This is a genomic window from Streptomyces mirabilis, assembly GCF_039503195.1.
Lineage (GTDB): Bacteria > Actinomycetota > Actinomycetes > Streptomycetales > Streptomycetaceae > Streptomyces > Streptomyces mirabilis_D.
The window spans coordinates 4394998-4416823 of the sequence record NZ_JBCJKP010000001.1 but is presented as its reverse complement, the minus strand read 5'-3'; the positions used below and the strand labels follow the sequence as shown (position 1 = coordinate 4416823).

Annotated in this window: 13 protein-coding genes, 3 rRNA genes and 1 pseudogene; 12 read left to right on the top strand and 5 right to left on the bottom strand. The window is 67.7% G+C overall.

Translation table 11 applies throughout. The annotated features are described in order from the left end of the window. Positions 1–161: 161 nt before the first annotated feature. The 8 genes and pseudogenes from AAFF41_RS20415 (at position 162) to AAFF41_RS20380 (ending at position 9518) form a co-directional block, all read left to right on the top strand. Positions 162–1028 (top strand): annotated as a pseudogene (locus AAFF41_RS20415) (L-lactate permease). Positions 1029–1202: 174 nt separating this feature from the next. After that, a complete protein-coding gene (locus AAFF41_RS20410; RefSeq protein WP_343324379.1) occupies positions 1203–2564 on the top strand; it encodes a phosphomannomutase/phosphoglucomutase in 1362 nt (453 codons plus the stop codon). A gap of 711 nt (positions 2565–3275) precedes the next feature. Further along, positions 3276–3446, top strand: a complete 171-nt coding sequence (locus AAFF41_RS20405; RefSeq protein ID WP_075027380.1) for a Trm112 family protein — start codon at positions 3276–3278, stop codon at positions 3444–3446. Between the two features lie 80 nt (positions 3447–3526). Next, positions 3527–4654, top strand: coding sequence for an SIS domain-containing protein (locus AAFF41_RS20400; RefSeq protein ID WP_319748875.1), 1128 nt, complete (start codon positions 3527–3529; stop codon positions 4652–4654). 83 nt (positions 4655–4737) lie between these two features. Next, a complete protein-coding gene (manA, locus tag AAFF41_RS20395; protein ID WP_343324378.1) occupies positions 4738–5889 on the top strand; it encodes a mannose-6-phosphate isomerase, class I in 1152 nt (383 codons plus the stop codon). Positions 5890–6030: 141 nt separating this feature from the next. Then, positions 6031–7011, top strand: coding sequence for a cation diffusion facilitator family transporter (locus AAFF41_RS20390; protein ID WP_319748873.1), 981 nt, complete (start codon positions 6031–6033; stop codon positions 7009–7011). 335 nt (positions 7012–7346) lie between these two features. Then, positions 7347–8804, top strand: coding sequence for an adenosylhomocysteinase (gene ahcY / locus AAFF41_RS20385; protein WP_054230216.1), 1458 nt, complete (start codon positions 7347–7349; stop codon positions 8802–8804). A gap of 99 nt (positions 8805–8903) precedes the next feature. Next, a complete protein-coding gene (locus AAFF41_RS20380) occupies positions 8904–9518 on the top strand; it encodes a hypothetical protein (protein WP_097284975.1) in 615 nt (204 codons plus the stop codon). Positions 9519–9547: 29 nt separating this feature from the next. Here AAFF41_RS20380 and AAFF41_RS20375 read toward each other — a convergent pair whose 3' ends face one another. Then, the gene (locus AAFF41_RS20375) at positions 9548–10573 is read right to left on the bottom strand and encodes an RDD family protein (protein ID WP_343324377.1); all 1026 of its coding nucleotides are present in this window, start codon (positions 10571–10573) and stop codon (positions 9548–9550) included. 119 nt (positions 10574–10692) lie between these two features. Here AAFF41_RS20375 and AAFF41_RS20370 point away from each other — a divergent pair, with 119 nt between their 5' ends. The 4 genes from AAFF41_RS20370 (at position 10693) to rrf (ending at position 17485) form a co-directional block, all read left to right on the top strand. After that, a complete protein-coding gene (locus AAFF41_RS20370) occupies positions 10693–11700 on the top strand; it encodes a stage II sporulation protein M (protein ID WP_343324376.1) in 1008 nt (335 codons plus the stop codon). A gap of 605 nt (positions 11701–12305) precedes the next feature. After that, positions 12306–13831: ribosomal RNA gene (locus AAFF41_RS20365) — 16S ribosomal RNA — on the top strand. 319 nt (positions 13832–14150) lie between these two features. Further along, positions 14151–17274 (top strand): 23S ribosomal RNA (locus AAFF41_RS20360). A 94-nt stretch (positions 17275–17368) separates the two neighbouring features. Further along, positions 17369–17485: ribosomal RNA gene (gene rrf / locus AAFF41_RS20355) — 5S ribosomal RNA — on the top strand. Together the 16S, 23S and 5S rRNA genes form the textbook arrangement of a ribosomal RNA operon. A 105-nt stretch (positions 17486–17590) precedes the next feature. On the opposite strand, the gene AAFF41_RS20350 is transcribed toward rrf, so the two are convergent. The 4 genes from AAFF41_RS20350 to AAFF41_RS20335 are packed head-to-tail and all read right to left on the bottom strand — an operon-like array spanning position 17591 to position 21823. Then, complete coding sequence (locus tag AAFF41_RS20350) at positions 17591–18901, bottom strand: DUF58 domain-containing protein (RefSeq protein WP_319747440.1); 1311 nt, start codon at positions 18899–18901, stop codon at positions 17591–17593. Then, the gene (locus tag AAFF41_RS20345) at positions 18901–19890 is read right to left on the bottom strand and encodes an AAA family ATPase (protein ID WP_319748000.1); all 990 of its coding nucleotides are present in this window, start codon (positions 19888–19890) and stop codon (positions 18901–18903) included. Before AAFF41_RS20345 ends, AAFF41_RS20350 begins: the two co-directional genes overlap by 1 nt. Then, positions 19890–21080: a DUF4350 domain-containing protein gene (locus tag AAFF41_RS20340; protein ID WP_343324375.1), complete on the bottom strand. Its 1191-nt coding sequence runs from the start codon at positions 21078–21080 to the stop codon at positions 19890–19892. Before AAFF41_RS20340 ends, AAFF41_RS20345 begins: the two co-directional genes overlap by 1 nt. Continuing rightward, positions 21077–21823 carry a DUF4129 domain-containing protein gene (locus AAFF41_RS20335; RefSeq protein WP_319747444.1) on the bottom strand — a complete coding sequence of 249 codons (747 nt, stop codon included), beginning with the start codon at positions 21821–21823 and terminating at the stop codon, positions 21077–21079. Before AAFF41_RS20335 ends, AAFF41_RS20340 begins: the two co-directional genes overlap by 4 nt. Positions 21824–21826 lie beyond the last annotated feature (3 nt).

Sequence of the window (21826 nt, the reverse complement as noted above, 5' to 3'; positions counted from 1 at the left end):
CATCGCGGAACCCCCCCGCGCGGCCTGATCCGGGGAGGCGTCCGGGTACGTCCAGGAGCTGGGACCCGTGGCCGACTCGCTCGCCCTCTTCGCGTCGAGGCCCTCCTCCGCCTTGCAGCTGCACGCACCAAGCCCCGTTCGCCTGTGCCGATAAGGCACCGCTGCTTTCCTCCGACGTGATCCGCCGGACAGGCTGCCCCCCAGTCGCGCCCCTGCCCCTCGCGATCTCCTCGTCCAGCTCGGCGGCGTCCGCACGGAGGCGCACCGGGCCGGCCTCCTAGGCCTCCTGGGCACCTCGCTGGTCGCCTGGCTCGCCTACGGCATGCCGGTCGGCCAGACACGGGAAGCCCTCGCGGGTTTCGGCGCGATGGGCACACCGGTCGTCACCCTCGTCCAAGTCGCCTGCCACCGGATCCACCGCCTCCGCAATGGGCCGTCAGACCCCGCTGCCGGCCCTCGTCGTGTTCCTGGTGCTCGTCGGACTGGTCGACGGCCGGCGCGGGTCGCGCGATGCCTGGGTGCCCGCCCTGGCGTGCGGAGTCACCTTCGCCGCCGCCCAGTTCGCCGCCTCGAACTAGGTCTCCGCGAATGGGCGGCGACGGTACGCGAGTTGAGGTTCGCGATCCTGACCGTGACGTCCGTGCCGGCCCTCGCCTCCGTCATGAACCTCTCCGGTCAGGCGGCCACGATCTGCCACTTCGTGGCGGCCGGAGCGGGGCTCGCCTTCATGTCACCCGTTCTGGGCTGGTTTCGGCGCGGCGGTGTCCGGCTCCGACACCTCGGCGAACGCCCTTTTCGGCGCCCTCCAGGACAGCGTGGCCCACGAGTCGCGGCTGCCTCCCGAACCGCTCGCCGCCGCCAACAGTGCGGGCGGAGTGCTCGGCGAGATGGTCTCGCCGCAGAGCCCGACCATCGCGTGCGCGCCGGTCGGGCTCGCGGGCCGTGAGGGCGACCTGCTGCGCGAAGTGCTCCCGTGGAGCGCCGGGCTGCTGTTGATCATGTGCCTGATCGTGCTGGGCCGGAGCTGACCCCTCCTCGACTGGATGCTGCCGTGACGGCCGGAGCCGCCCCCGTGCGTTACTCCCGGGTGACGGTTGGGGCTCCCAGGTGACGGGTGAGCGTCCGATCGGCCCCTTCACGGCGGGCTGTCAGCCGGTACGGGTAGTTTGGGGCGACCGAAGTGGACTTCTGGAAGGTTGGCCGTGACTGCTGATCTGTCGCAGCTCGTGAAGGCGTACGACGTACGCGGGGTGGTCCCGGACCAGTGGGACGAGTCGATGGCCGAGCTGTTCGGGGCGGCCTTCGTCCAGGTGACCGGAGCGGACGCCATCGTGATCGGACACGACATGCGGCCCTCGTCGCCCGGCCTGTCGCGTGCCTTCGCACGCGGGGCGGCGGCACGCGGTGTCGACGTGACCGAAATCGGCCTGTGCTCCACCGACCAGCTGTACTACGCGTCCGGTGCGTTCAACCTGCCGGGCGCCATGTTCACGGCCTCGCACAACCCCGCCCAGTACAACGGCATCAAGATGTGCCGCGCGGGCGCCGCCCCGGTCGGCCAGGACACCGGCCTGGCCGAGATCCGTGCACTCGTCGAGTCCTGGCTCGACTCGGGCCTCCCGGCCTCCGACGCGACACCGGGAACGATCACGCAGCGTGACACGTTGGAGGACTACTCGGCGTACCTCCGTTCGCTCGTCGACCTGACCGACATCCGCCCCCTGAAGGTCGTGGTCGACGCGGGCAACGGCATGGGCGGGCACACGGTGCCGACCGTCTTCGCGGGCCTCCCCCTCGACCTCGTACCCATGTACTTCGAACTGGACGGCACGTTCCCCAACCACGAGGCGAACCCGCTGGACCCGGCGAACATCGTGGACCTCCAGCAGCGCGTGCGCGAGGAGAGCGCCGACATCGGCATCGCGTTCGACGGCGACGCCGACCGCTGCTTCGTCGTCGACGAGAACGGGGACCCGGTCTCCCCGTCCGCGATCACGGCCCTGGTCGCCGCCCGCGAACTCGGCAAGCACGGCGGCGGCACGGTCATCCACAACCTCATCACCTCCTGGTCGGTGCCCGAGGTCGTCCGCGAGCACGGCGGCACCCCGGTGCGCACCCGCGTCGGCCATTCCTTCATCAAGGCCGAGATGGCCCGCTCCGGCGCGATCTTCGGCGGCGAGCACTCCGCGCACTACTACTTCCGCGACTTCTGGAACGCCGACACGGGCATGCTGGCCGCCCTGCACGTCCTCGCCGCCCTCGGCGGCCAGGACGGCACGCTCTCCCGGCTCGTCGCCGAGTACGACCGCTATGTCGGCTCCGGCGAGATCAACTCCACGGTCGACGACCAGGCGGCCCGCCTCGCCGCGATCAAGGCCGCGTACGAGGGTCGCGAGGGTGTCACCATCGACGAGCTCGACGGTCTGACCGTCACCTTGGACGACTCGTGGTTCAACGTCCGCCCCTCCAACACGGAACCCCTCCTCCGCCTGAACGCCGAGGCGAAGGACGAGCCGACGATGGCGAAGCTGCGGGACGAGATCCTGCTCATCATCAGGGGCTGACCCCCTCCCGGGGTGCCGTTTCCGTCCGCCGGTTGTCCGGCTGCGGGTGGGTGGGGGCTGGTCGCGCAGTTCCCCGCGCCCCTGAAAGGCCTCGGTCCGCACAGCGTCGCGAGGCCGGGGCCAGGGCGCCGAAAACCAGACCCCACCCACCCCAGGCCCACCCCCTCAGCCGGCCCGAAGGCCGCACCCCGCCCACTCTGCCCATCCCACCCACCCCGCCCCGCAATTCCGGCCTGTCGGGTGTCTGAGGCCGGAGGTGGGAGGCCGTACCCCACCGACCCCGGCCTGCACCTCCAGCCTGTCCGGCGTGTGAGGCCGAGGCTGGGGGTCGAAACCCGACCCACTCCCAGGGTCCACCGGGGGGTCGATGCCCCACCCACCCCCCGGTCCGCCCTCCCACTCGGGCCCGTATCAGTCAGCCTGTCCGGCGTGTGAGGACGAGGCTGGGGGTCGATGCCCCACCCACCCCCCGGTCCACCCACTCATCCCGGCCCGTATCACTCAGCCCGTCCGGCGATTGAGGACGAGCCCTTCGGGCGATGCGGGGGTCCGGGGGCGGAGCCCCTGGCCGGGTTGAAGGGGCGGAGCCCCTGGGGATGGGACGGGTAGGGGCGGCGGGGGCGAAATCACCACGCCCACACACCCCGCCACCCCACCCCCCACAGCGGTACGCTGACCAGGCCGCATCCACCCCGTTCGAAAGGACACCCCATGCCGCTCGAAGCCGGCCTCCTGGAGATCCTCGCCTGCCCGGCCTGCCACGCCCCGCTGAAGGAGCAGGAGAGCGAGCTGCTCTGCACGGGACAGGACTGCGGCCTCGCCTACCCCGTCCGCGACGGCATCCCCGTACTCCTCGTCGACGAGGCCCGCCGCCCCGGTTAAACACCCCACCGGCGACACGCGCCACACAGGCGCATCAGGCGACAGAGGCAACACACCGGCGATCGGGAGGCTGCCGACCCATGCTCGACGAATCGCTGCTCGACGACCCAGAGGCGCTCGCCCGCGCCGACCGTCGCGAGCTGCTCCGGGGCGCCGCGGAGGCGGGCGCCCGTGTGCGTACCGCAGTCCGGCACGCCACGGAAGCCGGAATCGCGGAACTGAAGCCGGACGGCCGCCCACGCGCCGTCCTGATCGCCGGCCCAGGCCTGGCCGCCACCGGCGTCGCCGAACTGCTCGGCACCCTCGCCGGAGCCAGCTGCCCCATCACCCGGCTCACCCCCACCGGCGTCGCCCCCGCGTCCGGCGCCCTCCGCTGGGAACTGCCCGGCTGGGCGGGCCCGGTGGACCTCCTGCTGATCGCCACCCCCGACGGCAGCGAACCAGGCCTCGAACTCCTGGTCGAGCAGGCGTACCGGCGCGGGTGCTCCGTCGTAGCGGTGGCCCCCGCCGGCACCCCGATCGTGGAAGAGGTGCAGGGCACGCACGGCCTGTTCGTACCGATGGCGACCGCCCCCTACGAGCCGACCGAACCCTTCGCTGCCTCCGCCCCCGGCGTCCTGTGGGCCCTGCTCACCCCCTTGCTCGCGCTGCTGGACCGCACCGGCCTGGTCTCCGCCCCGCCCGAGGCACTGGAGAAGGTCGCCGACCGCCTCGACCGCGTCGCCGAACGCTGCGGCCCGGCCATCGCGCCCTACAGCAACCCGGCCAAGACGCTCGCCGCCGAGCTCGCCGAAGCACTCCCGGTGATCTGGACGGAAGGCACCTCCGCGGGCCCCGCGGGCCGCCGCTTCACCGCCGCGCTCGCGGAACTGGCCGGCCGCCCCGCCCTCACCGCGGAACTCCCCGAGGCGCTCGCCGCCCACAGCGTGCTGCTCTCGGGCGCACTCGCCGCCGGCGCCGACCCCGACGACTTCTTCCGCGACCGTGTGGAAGAGGCCCAGGTCCTGCACGCGCGCGTGGTGCTCCTGCGCGACCGCCCGGCCGGCGGCCTCACCGCCGCCCCGGCCGCCCGCGAGCTCGCCCTCAGCCACGACACCGCTCTCAGCGAGCTCGAACCGGAGGAGGGCCCCGAACTGGAGACCCTCGCGGAACTGATCGCCGTCACGGATTTCGCCGCCGTTTACCTGGCGCTCGCTTCAGGGGCCTGATCTTGTAGCCAGGCACCCGGGTCGGCCTCGGCCGACCCGGGACTCTTGACCAGCGCAGCGCACGTACGGAGAGAACGACACACATGGACCGCCTCGACAACACCGTCCGCCCCTACGCCTGGGGCTCGACCACCGCCATCCCGCGGCTGCTCGGCGTCGAGCCGACCGGTGAACCCCAGGCGGAGATGTGGATGGGCGCCCACCCGGGCGCGCCCTCCCGCACGGCGCGCGGCCCCCTCGACGAGGTCATCGGCGAGGACCCCGAGAAGGAACTCGGTCGCGCGGCCGTCGCCAAGTTCGGCCCCCGCCTGCCGTTCCTGCTCAAGATCCTCGCCGCCGGTGCCCCCCTCTCCCTTCAGGTGCACCCCAACCTCGAACAGGCGAAGGAGGGGTACGAGGACGAGGAGTTCCGCGGCATCCCGATATCCGCCGCCCACCGCAACTACAAGGACGCCAACCACAAGCCCGAACTGATCTGCGCCCTCACCGAGTTCGACGGCCTGTGCGGCTTCCGCAGCCCCGACGAGACCGCCGAACTGCTCGCCGGCCTGGACGTCGACTCCCTCAAGCCGTACGTCGACCTCCTGCACGCCCACCCGGAGGACGCGGCGCTGCGCGAGGTCCTGACGGCGGTGCTGAGCGCGGATCCCGACGACATGGCCCACACGGTCACCGAGACCGCGGCCGCCTGCGCCCGTCTCGGCGGCGCCTACGCCCCCTATGCCGGCCTCGCCCACCACTACCCGGGCGACCCCGGCGTGATCGCCGCGATGCTCCTCAACTACGTCCAGCTCCAGCCCGGCGAGGCGTTGTTCCTGGGCGCCGGCGTCCCGCACGCCTATCTGAACGGCCTCGGCGTCGAAATCATGGCCAACAGCGACAACGTCCTGCGCTGCGGCCTGACGCCCAAGCACGTCGACGTCCCCGAACTCCTGCGCGTCGTCCGCTTCGAGGCGAGCGACCCCGGCGTCCTGCGCCCGGAGGCGTCCCCCGACGGCGAGGAGGTCTACGCGACCCCCATCGACGAGTTCCGCCTCTCCCGGTACGCCCTCGCGGAGGGCGCCGCCCCGCACGACCTCACGCGCGACACCCCGCAGATCCTGCTCTGCACGTCGGGTTCCGTACACGCCGACGGCAACACGCTCGCCCCCGGCGCGTCGGTCTTCGTACCGGCGGGCGAAAAGGCGGAGGTGTCCGGGTCCGGCACGATCTTCCGTGCGACAGTGGTGGCCTGACGAGGCGACTGTGGCGGCCAGACGTACCGCCGTCGGACCGGGCTGCAACAATGGCCCACCGCAAAGGGCGGGCAAAGCCCGGACCGGCGTACGAGCGTACGAACGGGGCCCGGACGGCGTACGAAGGGACAGCAGGAGCACATGAGCGCTTCAGGCGGCACCAGGGCGATCGTGGCGGCACTCGGCGCCAACCTCGCGATCGCGGCATCGAAGTTCGTGGCGTTCGCCTTCAGCGGCTCGTCCTCGATGCTCGCCGAGGGCGTCCACTCGCTCGCCGACTCCGGCAACCAGGCCCTGCTCCTGATCGGTGGCAAGAAGGCCCAGCGCGAGGCGACCCCCCAGCACCCCTTCGGCTACGGCCGTGAGCGCTACATCTACGCCTTCCTCGTCTCGATCGTCCTCTTCTCGGTCGGCGGCATGTTCGCCGTCTACGAGGGCTACGAGAAGATCAAGCACCCGCACCAGATCGAGCACTGGTACTGGCCGGTGGGCGTCCTGGTGTTCGCGATCATCGCCGAGGGCTTCTCCTTCCGTACGGCCATCAAGGAGTCCAACGAACTGCGGGGCGCGCACTCCTGGTCGCAGTTCATCCGCCGCGCCAAGGCCCCCGAGCTGCCGGTCGTCCTCCTGGAGGACTTCGGCGCGCTCATCGGTCTGGCCCTCGCCCTCGGCGGCGTCGGCCTCGCCCTGCTCACGGACGACGGCGTCTGGGACGGCATCGGCACGCTCTGCATCGGCATCCTGCTCATCCTGATCGCGCTGGTCCTCGCCGCCGAGACCAAGTCCCTCCTGCTGGGCGAGGCCGCAGGCGTCGAAGAGGTCAAGAAGATCGAGGCCTCCATCGTCGACGGCCACACGGTCACCGGCATCATCCACATGCGCACGCTCCACCTCGGCCCGGAGGAGCTCCTGGTCGCCGCGAAGATCGCAGTCCAGCACGACGACACGGCCGCCGAGGTCGCCACCGCGATCAACGCCGCCGAGTCCCGCATCCGCGCCGCCGTCCCGATCGCCCGCGTGATCTACCTGGAACCGGACATCTACAGCGAGGCGAAGGCCGCGAAGGGCCCGAACCCCGAGGCGACCCCCGGGGGCCCCGCCCAGACACCTTCCGAGCACTGACCCGCCCGGCACTGACCCACCGAACTCACCCGCCCGAAGACGAGCCGCACACCTTGCCCGGAACGACCGTTGGCCGGAGCCGGACTGGGGCGGCCCGGGGCGACCGGTGTAGCTTGGTGGCTGAGCCAGACGTCGCTGCTGATGGCGGTCGGGCGGTCCCCCCGCGGACCGGCCGAGGGAGAGAGGGCCTCCGACGGACTGCGCTGCGCGCACCAGGCACACCTGTGCCCTGCTGCGGGGCACGTCCGTGCCCCGCTCGGGCATGCGTATGCCCCGCGCCGCGCAGACAGCCGTATCCACCTCGCCCCAATCCAGACCCCGAGGAGCAGCTCTCAATGACGACTGTCGACAACCGACAGGACTTCAAGGTCGCCGACCTCTCCCTGGCCGAGTTCGGCCGCAAGGAGATCACCCTCGCCGAGCACGAGATGCCCGGCCTGATGTCGATCCGCAAGGAGTACGCCGCCACGCAGCCCCTCGCGGGCGCCCGCGTCACCGGCTCCCTGCACATGACGGTGCAGACCGCCGTCCTCATCGAGACCCTCGTCGCCCTCGGCGCCGAGGTCCGCTGGGCCTCCTGCAACATCTTCTCCACCCAGGACCACGCCGCCGCGGCCATCGCCGTCGGCCCGAACGGCACGCCCGACAACCCGCAGGGCGTCCCGGTCTTCGCCTGGAAGGGCGAGACCCTGGAGGAGTACTGGTGGTGCACGGAGCAGGCTCTGACCTGGCCGAACACCCCCACCGGCGGCCCGAACATGATCCTGGACGACGGCGGTGACGCCACCCTCCTCGTCCACAAGGGCGTCGAGTACGAGAAGGACGGCAAGGTCCCGTCCGTCGACACGGCCGAGTCCGAGGAGCACCGCTTCGTCCTCGAACTCCTGCACCGCACCATCACCGACGGCTCGCAGAAGTGGACCCAGCTCGCTTCGGAGATCCGCGGCGTGACCGAGGAGACCACGACCGGTGTTCACCGTCTCTACGAGATGCACCGCGACGGCACTCTCCTGTTCCCGGCGATCAACGTGAACGACGCCGTCACCAAGTCGAAGTTCGACAACAAGTACGGCTGCCGCCACTCCCTGATCGACGGCATCAACCGCGCCACCGACGTCCTCATCGGTGGCAAGACCGCAGTCGTCCTCGGCTACGGCGACGTGGGCAAGGGCTGCGCGGAGTCCCTGCGCGGCCAGGGCGCCCGGGTGATCATCACCGAGATCGACCCGATCTGCGCCCTGCAGGCGGCGATGGACGGTTACCAGGTCACGACCCTCGACGAGGTCGTCGACAAGGGCGACATCTTCGTCACCACGACCGGCAACAAGGACATCATCATGGCCTCGGACATGGCCAAGATGAAGCACCAGGCGATCGTCGGCAACATCGGTCACTTCGACAACGAGATCGACATGGCCGGCCTCGCGAAGATCCCGGGCATCGTCAAGGACGAGGTCAAGCCGCAGGTTCACACCTGGAAGTTCCCCGACGGCAAGGTGATCATCGTCCTGTCCGAGGGCCGCCTGCTGAACCTGGGCAACGCCACCGGCCACCCCTCGTTCGTGATGTCCAACTCGTTCGCGGACCAGACCCTGGCCCAGATCGAGCTGTTCACCAAGCCCGACGAGTACCCGACCGACGTCTATGTGCTGCCCAAGCACCTCGACGAGAAGGTCGCCCGCCTCCACCTCGACGCCCTCGGCGTCAAGCTCACCACGCTCCGCCCGGAGCAGGCCGCGTACATCGGCGTAGAGGTCGAGGGCCCGTACAAGTCGGACCACTACCGCTACTGAGCACCGCGCCGAGCAGCGGTACCACCGCTCGGCGTACGGATGTCAGCAGGCCCCCGCCCCCGTGGCGGGGGCCTGTCCCCGATGAGGACCTGAACGCCCATGCCCCGCGGTCGCTATTCGCTCCATGATCCGCACGATCACACCCCCCTCGCCGAAGAACACTTCCACTGCGCGCCCGGCCCCTCCGGCTGGCGCTACGTCTCACAACTGACCACCCCCTCCGGCGACCATGCCGGCTCGGTCGACCTCGCCCTCGACGAGCTCGGCCGCCCCATCCGTCTCGAACTGCACGCCGCGAGCTGGCAGGTCCGTGGCGCCGCCCTCGACGGCGTGACCTGGGTCCGCACCGACCCCACCGGCACCGAGGCCACCGAAGGCAATGTCCGCGCCCACGCCTTCACCGGCACATCCCCCGCCTTCCTCGTCGCCACCGCCCGTCTCCTGCGCCTGACCCCCGATGCCTCCGCAACCCGCGTACGCCTCGTCGCCTTCACCGACCCGGTCCTCGCCCCACGCACCGTCGACCAGTCCTGGGCCTTGATCTCGAGAGAAACACACGCCACTGACAACGGCCCCCTGACCGTGGACGAATACCAGGTCACAGCCCTGGACACGGGGGAGCAGCACGCCGTACACCTCGCGGGGGACGTGGTCCTGGCGGCGCCCGGCGTGGAGCTCGAGCACCTCGAATCCCCGCCGTCGTTCTTCGCCTGACGACGCCGGGGACACCGTTCGCAGCGGGTTCAGGCGGGCGGCGCGAACCCGGTCGACGGGTGTTCGACCGGCTCGTCCCGCGATGCCGCGGGCGGCGGCGTCTGCTGCGCCGACGCGGCCGGGCCCTCCGAGGCCGGGCCCTCCGAGGGATAGAGGTCCCGCGCCGAAGCGGGCGAGGAAGCACCTGCCTGCGGATAGGCCTGCGGATAGGAGTGCGCGCCTGGCTGCCCCAGGACGGGGCCGCCGCCCGCGCCGGGCATCCCGGCGACGAACCCGCCCGGGCCCCCCGGCACCGCCGGAGCGCTCCCGCCGCCGAAGGCCCGCCGAGCGTCCCGCGCCTGCCGTTCCTGCACCACGGCCGCCAGATAGGCGGCCGCCGGCACCCCCTGCGGCGCCGGAGCCCCCGTACGGGCGGCCAGATCGGACGCGAGCCGCTCCGCCATCGCCCCGCCGACCTGAGGGTCCAGCTGCCGCATCCGCGTCAGGTACTGACGAATGGCCAGCCACAGGCCGTCCGGCACGGCCGACAGATCAAGTCCGGAGAACCGCCCCGCCAGCCAGGGCGGCGGCGGAGGCACGAAGGCCGTATGTCCGACGGGAATCCGTTCCCGCACGACAAGGGTCCCCGCGAACACGTCACCGAGCCGCCGCCCCCGAGCCGACACCAGCGAGGCGATGCACGCGATGATCCCGAACGTCATCAGAATCTCGACCACACCGATCGCACCACGCACCAACGCGTGCCGGAACCGGATCGGCCCTCCGTCGTCCCGCACCACCCGCAGCCCGAAGGCCAGCTTCCCGAGCGAGCGGCCGTGACTCAGCGTCTCCACCGCGATCGGGCCGCCCACCAGCAGCAGAACGAAGCTCGCGATCGACACCGCGATCCGCGCCGCATCGTCCAGCGCCGCCGTCGCGGCCAGCAGGCCGATGGTGACGATCAAATAGGCGGTCATCGACACGGCCAGATCGAGCAGCACCGCCAGCGCCCGGCTCGGCAGTTTCGCGGGGCGCAGCTCCAGCGCCACCGCCTCGCCCGTCACTAGCTCACTCACACGCGCCGTCCTTCCCCTGACCTGCCCTGAGAACGGTCAGTCTGCCAAGCTGAGGGCACATCGCGCCGCAGTACGACAAGCTGACACGCAGTACGAGAGGACGAGGAGCAGCAGAACCGATGGACCTCGACGTCTTCGTGTCCGCCCACCGCGCCGAGTGGGACCGTCTCGATTCCCTGCTGCGCCGCCAACGCCGGCTCACCGGAGCCGAGGCCGACGAACTCGTCGCCTTGTATCAACGTACGGCCACGCACCTCTCCCTGATCCAGTCCAGCGCGCCGGATCCGCAGCTCACCGGTCGTCTGAGTCAACTGGTGGCACGCGCGCGTGGTGCCGTGACAGGCAACCGCCGCGCCTCCTGGCGCGATGTCACCCGCTTCCTCACGCAGGGTTTCCCGGCGGCGGTGTACCGCTCACGCCACTGGTGGGTCCCCACGGCGCTCCTGTCGACGCTGGTCGGCGTCGTCCTGGGGTGGTGGATAGGCACGCATCCCGAGGTCCAGTCCTCGATCGCGGCCCCCAGCGAGCTGCGCCAGCTCACACGCCCCGGCGGCGAGTACGAGACCTACTACTCGAGCCACCCGGCCGCGTCTTTCGCGGCCCAGGTCTGGACGAACAACGCCCAGGCCGCCGCGATGTGCCTGGTCCTGGGCATCTTCCTGGGGCTACCGGTTCTCTGGATCCTCTTCCAGAACATGCTCAACCTCGGCGTGGGCATAGGCCTGATGTCGTCGGCGGGCCGCCTCGACACCTTCCTGGGTCTGATCCTTCCGCACGGCCTCCTGGAACTGACTGCCGTCTTCGTGGCCGCGGGCACCGGTCTGCGACTGGGATGGACCCTGATAGACCCGGGCCCCCGCTCGCGCCGTACGGCACTCGCCGAAGAGGGCCGCGCCGCTCTCGGCATGGCGATCGGCCTGGCTCTGATCCTCTTCGTCTCGGGCGCCATCGAAGGCTTCGTCACCCCGTCCGGTCTCCCCACCTGGGCCCGCGTCGGCATAGGAATCGCCGCTGAACTGGCCTTCCTCACGTACGTCTATGTCCTGGGCGGTCGCGCGGTACGGGCCGGCGACACCGGTGACGTCGACGAGTCCGAGCGCAGCGCGACTCTTCCGACGGCCGCCTGATGTGCGTTCACCGCCGTTGACCTGCTAGTCTCCTCTTCGCCCCACAGGAGCCGTTGACACGGAGCCGATGGGGAGGTAGATTCAAACAGTTGCCTAGAGCTGGACAAGTCCAGACGGTGGCAGTGAGGATCTACCAGCTTCTTGTGAATGTGATTCCCGAGAAGCACCTCCCGATTATTCAGGACTGAGTGGCCGGTAAGGCCGGTCAAAAACTTCTGATAAAGTCGGACTCGCCGAAAGAGAGCCGGAAGGCAATCAAATAGGCAAAGGCCTTCCAACGGCCACCGGAAATGAATTCCGACCGGAAACGGAACGGAAAACGGATCTGGTAAGGTTGGAAACACAGAAGGGAAGCGCCCGGAGGAAAGCCCGAGAGGGTGAGTACAAAGGAAGCGTCCGTTCCTTGAGAACTCAACAGCGTGCCAAAAATCAACGCCAGATATGTTGATACCCCGTCTCCGGCCGATCGGCTGGGGCGAGGTTCCTTTGAAAAAGTCCTGCCGGGCATGGTCTCGGTGGGCGCACAGCGAGGATGCTGTGAACCGTGGGGATTATTCCTCCCTTCGGTTCCGCTCTCGTGGTGTCGTCCCGATTACGGGAAAACATTCACGGAGAGTTTGATCCTGGCTCAGGACGAACGCTGGCGGCGTGCTTAACACATGCAAGTCGAACGATGAAGCCCTTCGGGGTGGATTAGTGGCGAACGGGTGAGTAACACGTGGGCAATCTGCCCTTCACTCTGGGACAAGCCCTGGAAACGGGGTCTAATACCGGATAACACCTGCCCGGGCATCTGGGTGGGTTAAAAGCTCCGGCGGTGAAGGATGAGCCCGCGGCCTATCAGCTTGTTGGTGAGGTAGTGGCTCACCAAGGCGACGACGGGTAGCCGGCCTGAGAGGGCGACCGGCCACACTGGGACTGAGACACGGCCCAGACTCCTACGGGAGGCAGCAGTGGGGAATATTGCACAATGGGCGAAAGCCTGATGCAGCGACGCCGCGTGAGGGATGACGGCCTTCGGGTTGTAAACCTCTTTCAGCAGGGAAGAAGCGAAAGTGACGGTACCTGCAGAAGAAGCGCCGGCTAACTACGTGCCAGCAGCCGCGGTAATACGTAGGGCGCAAGCGTTGTCCGGAATTATTGGGCGTAAAGAGCTCGTAGGCGGCTTGTCACGTCGGGTGTGAAAGCCCGGGGCTTAACCCCGGGTCTGCATTCGATACGGGCTAGCTAGAGTGTGGTAGGGGAGATCGGAATTCCTGGTGTAGCGGTGAAATGCGCAGATATCAGGAGGAACACCGGTGGCGAAGGCGGATCTCTGGGCCATTACTGACGCTGAGGAGCGAAAGCGTGGGGAGCGAACAGGATTAGATACCCTGGTAGTCCACGCCGTAAACGGTGGGAACTAGGTGTTGGCGACATTCCACGTCGTCGGTGCCGCAGCTAACGCATTAAGTTCCCCGCCTGGGGAGTACGGCCGCAAGGCTAAAACTCAAAGGAATTGACGGGGGCCCGCACAAGCAGCGGAGCATGTGGCTTAATTCGACGCAACGCGAAGAACCTTACCAAGGCTTGACATACACCGGAAAGCATTAGAGATAGTGCCCCCCTTGTGGTCGGTGTACAGGTGGTGCATGGCTGTCGTCAGCTCGTGTCGTGAGATGTTGGGTTAAGTCCCGCAACGAGCGCAACCCTTGTTCTGTGTTGCCAGCATGCCCTTCGGGGTGATGGGGACTCACAGGAGACTGCCGGGGTCAACTCGGAGGAAGGTGGGGACGACGTCAAGTCATCATGCCCCTTATGTCTTGGGCTGCACACGTGCTACAATGGCAGGTACAATGAGCTGCGAAGCCGTGAGGCGGAGCGAATCTCAAAAAGCCTGTCTCAGTTCGGATTGGGGTCTGCAACTCGACCCCATGAAGTCGGAGTTGCTAGTAATCGCAGATCAGCATTGCTGCGGTGAATACGTTCCCGGGCCTTGTACACACCGCCCGTCACGTCACGAAAGTCGGTAACACCCGAAGCCGGTGGCCCAACCCCTTGTGGGAGGGAGCTGTCGAAGGTGGGACTGGCGATTGGGACGAAGTCGTAACAAGGTAGCCGTACCGGAAGGTGCGGCTGGATCACCTCCTTTCTAAGGAGCACTTCTTACCGATCCCTCCGGGGTGAGGTCAGAGGCCAGTACATCGGCGAATGTCTGATGCTGGTTGCTCATGGGTGGAACGTTGATTATTCGGCATCTTCAGTCATCTCAGGCTGTGAGTACTGCTCTTCGGGGCGTGGAAAGCTGATCATGAGTGGCGGGGGTTGCCGGGCACGCTGTTGGGTGTCTGAGGGCACGGCCGATTGTTGGCTGCCTTCAGTGCCGGCCCCAGTGCACTCGATCCGGAAGGTTCGGGGTGATGGGTGGTTGGTCGTTGTTTGAGAACTGCACAGTGGACGCGAGCATCTGTGGCCAAGTTTTTAAGGGCGCACGGTGGATGCCTTGGCACCAGGAACCGATGAAGGACGTGGGAGGCCACGATAGTCCCCGGGGAGTCGTCAACCAGGCTTTGATCCGGGGGTTTCCGAATGGGGAAACCCGGCAGTCGTCATGGGCTGTCACCCATACCTGAACACATAGGGTATGTGGAGGGAACGCGGGGAAGTGAAACATCTCAGTACCCGCAGGAAGAGAAAACAACCGTGATTCCGGGAGTAGTGGCGAGCGAAACTGGATGAGGCCAAACCATATGCGTGTGAGACCCGGCAGGGGTTGCGTATGTGGGGTTGTGGGATTTCTCTTTCACGGTCTGCCGGCCGTGAGACGAGTCAGAAACCGTTGATGTAGGCGAAGGACATGCGAAAGGTCCGGCGTAGAGGGTAAGACCCCCGTAGTCGAAACGTCAACGGCTCGTTTGAGAAACACCCAAGTAGCACGGGGCCCGAGAAATCCCGTGTGAATCTGGCGGGACCACCCGCTAAGCCTAAATATTCCCTGGTGACCGATAGCGGATAGTACCGTGAGGGAATGGTGAAAAGTACCGCGGGAGCGGAGTGAAATAGTACCTGAAACCGTGTGCCTACAAGCCGTGGGAGCGTCGCGCATTGAGTTTACTCAGTGCGTCGTGACTGCGTGCCTTTTGAAGAATGAGCCTGCGAGTTTGCGGTGTGTTGCGAGGTTAACCCGTGTGGGGAAGCCGTAGCGAAAGCGAGTCCGAATAGGGCGATTTAGTAGCGCGCTCAAGACCCGAAGCGGAGTGATCTAGCCATGGGCAGGTTGAAGCGGCTGTAAGAGGTCGTGGAGGACCGAACCCACCAGGGTTGAAAACCTGGGGGATGACCTGTGGTTAGGGGTGAAAGGCCAATCAAACTCCGTGATAGCTGGTTCTCCCCGAAATGCATTTAGGTGCAGCGTCGTGTGTTTCTTGCCGGAGGTAGAGCACTGGATAGGCGATGGGCCCTACCGGGTTACTGACCTTAGCCAAACTCCGAATGCCGGTAAGTGAGAGCGCGGCAGTGAGACTGTGGGGGATAAGCTCCATGGTCGAGAGGGAAACAGCCCAGAGCATCGACTAAGGCCCCTAAGCGTACGCTAAGTGGGAAAGGATGTGGAGTCGCACAGACAACCAGGAGGTTGGCTTAGAAGCAGCCACCCTTGAAAGAGTGCGTAATAGCTCACTGGTCTAGTGATTCCGCGCCGACAATGTAGCGGGGCTCAAGCGTACCGCCGAAGTCGTGTCATTGCAGCAATACGCCCAACGGCGGCTGTGATGGGTAGGGGAGCGTCGTGTGCCGGGTGAAGCCGCGCCGGAAGGCAGTGGTGGACGGTTCACGAGTGAGAATGCAGGCATGAGTAGCGATACACACGTGAGAAACGTGTGCGCCGATTGACTAAGGGTTCCTGGGTCAAGCTGATCTGCCCAGGGTAAGTCGGGACCTAAGGCGAGGCCGACAGGCGTAGTCGATGGATAACCGGTTGATATTCCGGTACCCGCTGTGAAGCGTCAAACATTGAACCAGGCGATGCTAAGTCCGTGAAGCCGCCCCGGAGCCTTCGGGCAAAGGGGAGTGGTGGAGCCGACGGACCAGACCTGCAGTAGGTGAGTGATGGGGTGACGCAGGAAGGTAGTCCATCCCGGGCGGTGGTTGTCCCGGGGTAAGGGTGTAGGCCGTGCGATAGGTAAATCCGTCGCACATCAAGGCTGAGACCTGATGCCGAGCCGATTGTGGTGAAGTGGATGATCCTATGCTGTCGAGAAAAGCCTCTAGCGAGTTTCATGGCGGCCCGTACCCTAAACCGACTCAGGTGGTCAGGTAGAGAATACCGAGGCGTTCGGGTGAACTATGGTTAAGGAACTCGGCAAAATGCCCCCGTAACTTCGGGAGAAGGGGGGCCATCACCGGTGATGAGTCTTGCACTCTGAGCTGGGGGTGGCCGCAGAGACCAGCGAGAAGCGACTGTTTACTAAAAACACAGGTCCGTGCGAAGCCGTAAGGCGATGTATACGGACTGACGCCTGCCCGGTGCTGGAACGTTAAGGGGACCGGTTAGTCACTCTTCGGGGTGGCGAAGCTGAGAACTTAAGCGCCAGTAAACGGCGGTGGTAACTATAACCATCCTAAGGTAGCGAAATTCCTTGTCGGGTAAGTTCCGACCTGCACGAATGGCGTAACGACTTCTCGACTGTCTCAACCATAGGCCCGGTGAAATTGCACTACGAGTAAAGATGCTCGTTTCGCGCAGCAGGACGGAAAGACCCCGGGACCTTTACTACAGTTTGATATTGGTGTTCGGTTCGGCTTGTGTAGGATAGGTGGGAGACTTTGAAGCGGCAGCGCCAGCTGTTGTGGAGTCGTCGTTGAAATACCACTCTGGTCGTGCTGGATGTCTAACCTGGGTCCGTGATCCGGATCAGGGACAGTGTCTGATGGGTAGTTTAACTGGGGCGGTTGCCTCCTAAAGAGTAACGGAGGCGCCCAAAGGTTCCCTCAGCCTGGTTGGTAATCAGGTGTTGAGTGTAAGTGCACAAGGGAGCTTGACTGTGAGACCGACGGGTCGAGCAGGGACGAAAGTCGGGACTAGTGATCCGGCGGTGGCTTGTGGAAGCGCCGTCGCTCAACGGATAAAAGGTACCCCGGGGATAACAGGCTGATCTTCCCCAAGAGTCCATATCGACGGGATGGTTTGGCACCTCGATGTCGGCTCGTCGCATCCTGGGGCTGGAGTCGGTCCCAAGGGTTGGGCTGTTCGCCCATTAAAGCGGTACGCGAGCTGGGTTTAGAACGTCGTGAGACAGTTCGGTCCCTATCCGCTGCGCGCGTAGGAATATTGAGAAGGGCTGTCCCTAGTACGAGAGGACCGGGACGGACGAACCTCTGGTGTGCCAGTTGTCCTGCCAAGGGCATGGCTGGTTGGCTACGTTCGGGAGGGATAACCGCTGAAAGCATCTAAGCGGGAAGCCTGCTTCGAGATGAGTATTCCCACCCCCTTTGAGGGGTTAAGGCTCCCAGTAGACGACTGGGTTGATAGGCCGGATCTGGAAGGCGGGTAACCGCTGGAGGTGACCGGTACTAATAGGCCGAGGGCTTGTCCTCAGTTGCTCGCGTCCACTGTGTTGGTTCTGAAACCACGAACAACCCCATTCCCAGGGCCACTGGGTGTGGTGCGGTATTCACAGTTTCATAGTGTTTCGGTGGTCATAGCGTGAGGGAAACGCCCGGTTACATTCCGAACCCGGAAGCTAAGCCTCACAGCGCCGATGGTACTGCAGGGGGGACCCTGTGGGAGAGTAGGACGCCGCCGAACTACTTGTAGGGAAAACCCCCGTACCGGGAAATCGGTACGGGGGTTTTCTGCGTTCGGGATCATTTTTGGGGCCTCTCGATTCGAGAGGCCCCTTTTTGTGCCGGCTTACAGCCGTCCCGCCGCCTTGAGTGCCAGATACGCATCCGCGAGGGCCGGGGCCAGGTTGTCCGGAACCGCGTCGACGACGGTTACTCCGTGGCGCTGGAGTTGTTCGGCCGTGCGATGGCGTTCCGTTTGGGCCTGGGCCGCGGCTGCCGCCTCGTACACCGCCTCGGCGCTTCCCCGAGCCGTAGCCATGTGTGCGATATGCGGGTCGGCCACTGAGGCCACGAGGACTGTGTGGCGGTGGGTGAGACCGGAGAGTACGGGGAGCAGGCCCTCTTCGATGGGGGCCGCGTCGAGGCTGGTCAGCAACACGATCAGGGAGCGGCGAGGGGCGGTACGCAGGGCCGTGGCGGTGAGGCCTCGGGCGTCCGTTTCGACGAGCTCCGGCTCCAGGGTCGCCATTGCGTTGACCAGGGAAGGGAGGACGTCGCCGGCCGAGCGGCCCTGGACCAGGGCGCGTACTCGGCGGTCGTACGCGAGGAGGTCCACGCGGTCGCCGGCCCGGGAAGCCAGGGCGGCCAGGAGGAGTGCCGCGTCCATGGAGGCGTCGAGACGGGGAGCGTCGCCCACGCGACCGGCTGAGGTTCGGCCCGTGTCGAGGACCAGAAGGATGTGGCGGTCGCGCTCGGGGCGCCAGGTGCGTACGGCGACCGTGGTCTGGCGGGCCGTGGCGCGCCAGTCGATGGAGCGGGTGTCGTCGCCGGGAACGTACTCGCGCAGGCTGTCGAATTCCGTGCCCTCGCCGCGGGTCAGGACGCTGGTGCGGCCGTCGAGTTCGCGTAGGCGGGCCAGTTTGGAGGGGAGGTGCTTGCGGCTGGTGAAGGGTGGCAGGACTCGTACGGTCCAGGGCACCTGGTGGCTGCCCTGGCGGGAGAAGAGACCGAGGGGGCCGTACGAGCGGATGGTGACGCGGTCCGCCCGGCGGTCGCCTCGGCGGGTGGGGCGCAGGCGGGTGGTCAGGCGTCGACGCTCACCGGCGGGGACCGTCAGACGGTGGCGGGAGGCGGCCACCTCGGTGCCCGGCTCCCAGCTGCTGGGAGGCCAGGCGTCACGGAGGCGGGCGCGCAGGAGGCGGCCGGAGGGATTGGTGACGGTCAGAGTGACATCGGCGGTCTCGCCGAGGCGTGCGGAAGTGTCGCCGGAGCGCGCCAGGCCGAGACGGCGTACGGGTGCGGCCAGGGCGGCGTCGCAGGCGCAGGCCAGGGCCAGGGGAGCATTCACGGCGAGGATGCCCGTCCAGCTCGGCTCCCAGATGCCGACGGGGAGTGTGCCGAGGGCCGCCAGCAGAGCGGCGCGTCCGGTGAGTGCCATCAGCGGGGGACGGGGACGTGGGCGAGGATCGCGTTGATGACCGAGTCGGCCGTCACGCCCTCCATCTCGGCTTCTGGGCGGAGCTGGATGCGGTGGCGGAGGGTGGGCAGGGCCAGGGCCTTCACGTCGTCGGGGATGACGTAGTCGCGGCCGGTCAGCCAGGCCCAGGCGCGGGCGGTGGCGAGGAGGGCGGTCGCGCCGCGCGGGGAGACGCCGAGGGTGAGGGACGGCGATTCGCGGGTGGCGCGGCAGATGTCGACGACGTAGCCGGTGATCTCGGGGGAGACCGATGTCTTGGCCACGGCGGCGCGGGCGGCCTCCAGGTCGGCCGGGCCCGCCACGGGGCGTAGGCCGGCGGCACGCAGGTCGCGCGGGTTGAAACCCTCGGCGTGGCGGGTGAGGACGTCGATCTCGTCCTGACGGGACGGAAGAGGGATCGTCAGTTTCAGGAGGAAGCGGTCCAGTTGGGCCTCGGGCAGAGGATACGTTCCCTCGTACTCGACCGGGTTCTGGGTCGCGGCGACCAGGAAGGGCTCCGGGAGCGGGCGGGGGGTGCCGTCGACGGTGACTTGACGCTCCTCCATCGCTTCGAGGAGGGACGACTGGGTCTTGGGCGGAGTGCGGTTGATCTCGTCGGCCAGCAGGAGGTTCGTGAAGACCGGGCCGGGCTGGAACGAGAACTCGGCGGTGCGGGCGTCGTAGACGAGAGAGCCGGTGATGTCGCTCGGCATCAGGTCGGGAGTGAACTGGACACGCTTGGTGTCGAGTTCGAGCGCGGAGGCGAGCGCGCGGACGAGCAACGTTTTGGCGACTCCGGGGACTCCTTCCAGCAGAACGTGTCCGCGGCAGAGGAGGGCGACGACGAGGCCGGTCACGGCGGGGTCCTGGCCGACCACGGCTTTGGCGATCTCGGTGCGCAGGGCTTCCAGGGAGGAGCGGGCGGTGCCCGGATCCCCGGCGTACCCGGCGTTGTCAGTGGTCGGGGCCATCATGGACGGCGTACCTCTCTTTCGAGGGCGTCGAGTTGGTCGGCGAGGGAGATGAGGGCCGCGTCGTCGCTGGGCGGCGGCCCGAAGAGGAGGGCGTGCAGGGCCTGTCCGTCGCCGTCGAGGCGGGCGGACAGGGCGGGGAGCAGCGCCTCGGGCGCGTGCGCCTGAGAGGGGGATACGCCGATGAGGGGGGCGAGTCGGGTGCGGGTGGTGGAGCGAAGAGCGATGGCCGCGCGGTCGCGGGCGTTGGCCTTGCGGTAGAGGCGGGCGCGGCCCTCGACGGTTTCGGAGGCGCGGATCGCGACGGGGAGGCGTTCGGGTACGAGGGGGCCGAGTCGGCGTGCCCGCCACAGGGCGGCCAGGCCTGCCGCGATGAAGAGCTGAAGGGTGCCCCAGAGCCAGCCCGAGGGGAGCAGGTCGAGGAAGGTCTTTTTGCCCGCGTCGGTGGCCGAGGTGTCGGAGAGGGAGGGGAGGTACCAGACCAAGTGGGGGCGGGAACCGAGCAGTTGGAGGGCGAGCGAGGCGTTGCCCTGCTTGTCGAGACGGTTGTTGTAGAGGATGTCGGGGGCGCCGAGGACGACGGTGTCGCCGTTCCCGGTGGCCGCCGGGATGCGCAGCAGGGTGGGCAGGCCGTCGCTGGGGTAGCAGACATCGGCGCCGGGGTCGCTGGTGCTGTAGCGGATGCCGCCGGTGTCGGCGCTGCCCGCGCGGCGGGCGGCGGGCAGGTCGCAGCTGGGGAAGAGCGTCGAGTGGAAGCTGATCGCGGGATCGGCGGTGACTCCGGGGGCGAGGGTGCCGAGGGAGGGCGAGTCGGGGGCGATCAGGATCGTGCGGCCGCCGGAGTTCTTGGTCGCCGCGCGGAGGTCGGCCTGCTGATGGTCGGTCAGCAGGTCCGGGGCGGCGACGAGGAGAGTGGTGTCGGCGCCGGCCGCGGAGCGGGCCTCGTCCAGGGTGGTGACCACGCGCGTGGAGACCCCGCGGTCTCCGAGGAGTTCGGCGGTGGCGCGGCTGCCGTAGGGGTCGGCGGAGCGTGGGTCCAGGCTGCCGTGTTGGGCGCCGGAGCGGATCACGGCGATCGCGACGGCGGCCGCCAGCAGGATCACGACGGCGAGGACGATGCCTCGGGTGCGGGTCCACACCTGGCGGGCGGTGGGCGACGTCGAGGTGGATGTGAGGGTGGCCTCGGTCATGAGGCGGCCCCCTGGCGGCTGTTGTGGTCCGTGCTCTGGGCGCTGCTGGTGAGTACGGGTTTGGTGCGCTCGAGGTCGCGGTCGAGTTCGGTGAGGCGGTGGTATGTGTCGGAGCCCGCGGACCGGCCGCCGTAGGTGACCTCGTCGAAGTCCCGGGCGGCGGCGCGCAGTCGGTCCGTGTGGGAGGGCAGTGTGCGGCCCGCTTCGGCCGCGGCCTCGTCCGCGGTGCGGCCGGGGCGTGCGTCGAGCAGAGCGCGCTCCTCGAGGGAGCGCACGACGGCCCGCATGCGTTCCTGGACGGCTTGGTTCCAGTGGCCCTGGGCGGCGTGTGCTTCGGCCGCCGCGCGGTGTTCGGCGGCGCTGCGGGGGCGGTCGTCGAAGAGCGTGGCGGAGGAGGTGGGGGTGCGGTGCGGGGTGCCGAGGCGCCACCAGAGGGCGGCCACGACCGCCAGCACCGCCACCACGATGACGACAAGGCCGAGCGTGCCGCCGGGAGTCGCCGTGGAGGCGGCGCTGAACAGTTTGTCGACCCAGTCCCAGAAGGCGTTCAGAGCGCGTTGCACCGGGCTGGGGTCGTTCTCGTGGTACATCCGTTTGGACAGTTCGCGCTTGGCCGCCTCCCGCGCGGGGTCGCGCGGGATCGTCACCGGTGGTTCGTCGTCGCGCGGCAGCGCGAGTACGGCCGTGGCGCCCGTGCGTGGCAGTGCCAGTACCGCTGTGAGAACTCCCCCCGCCGGACTCACCGC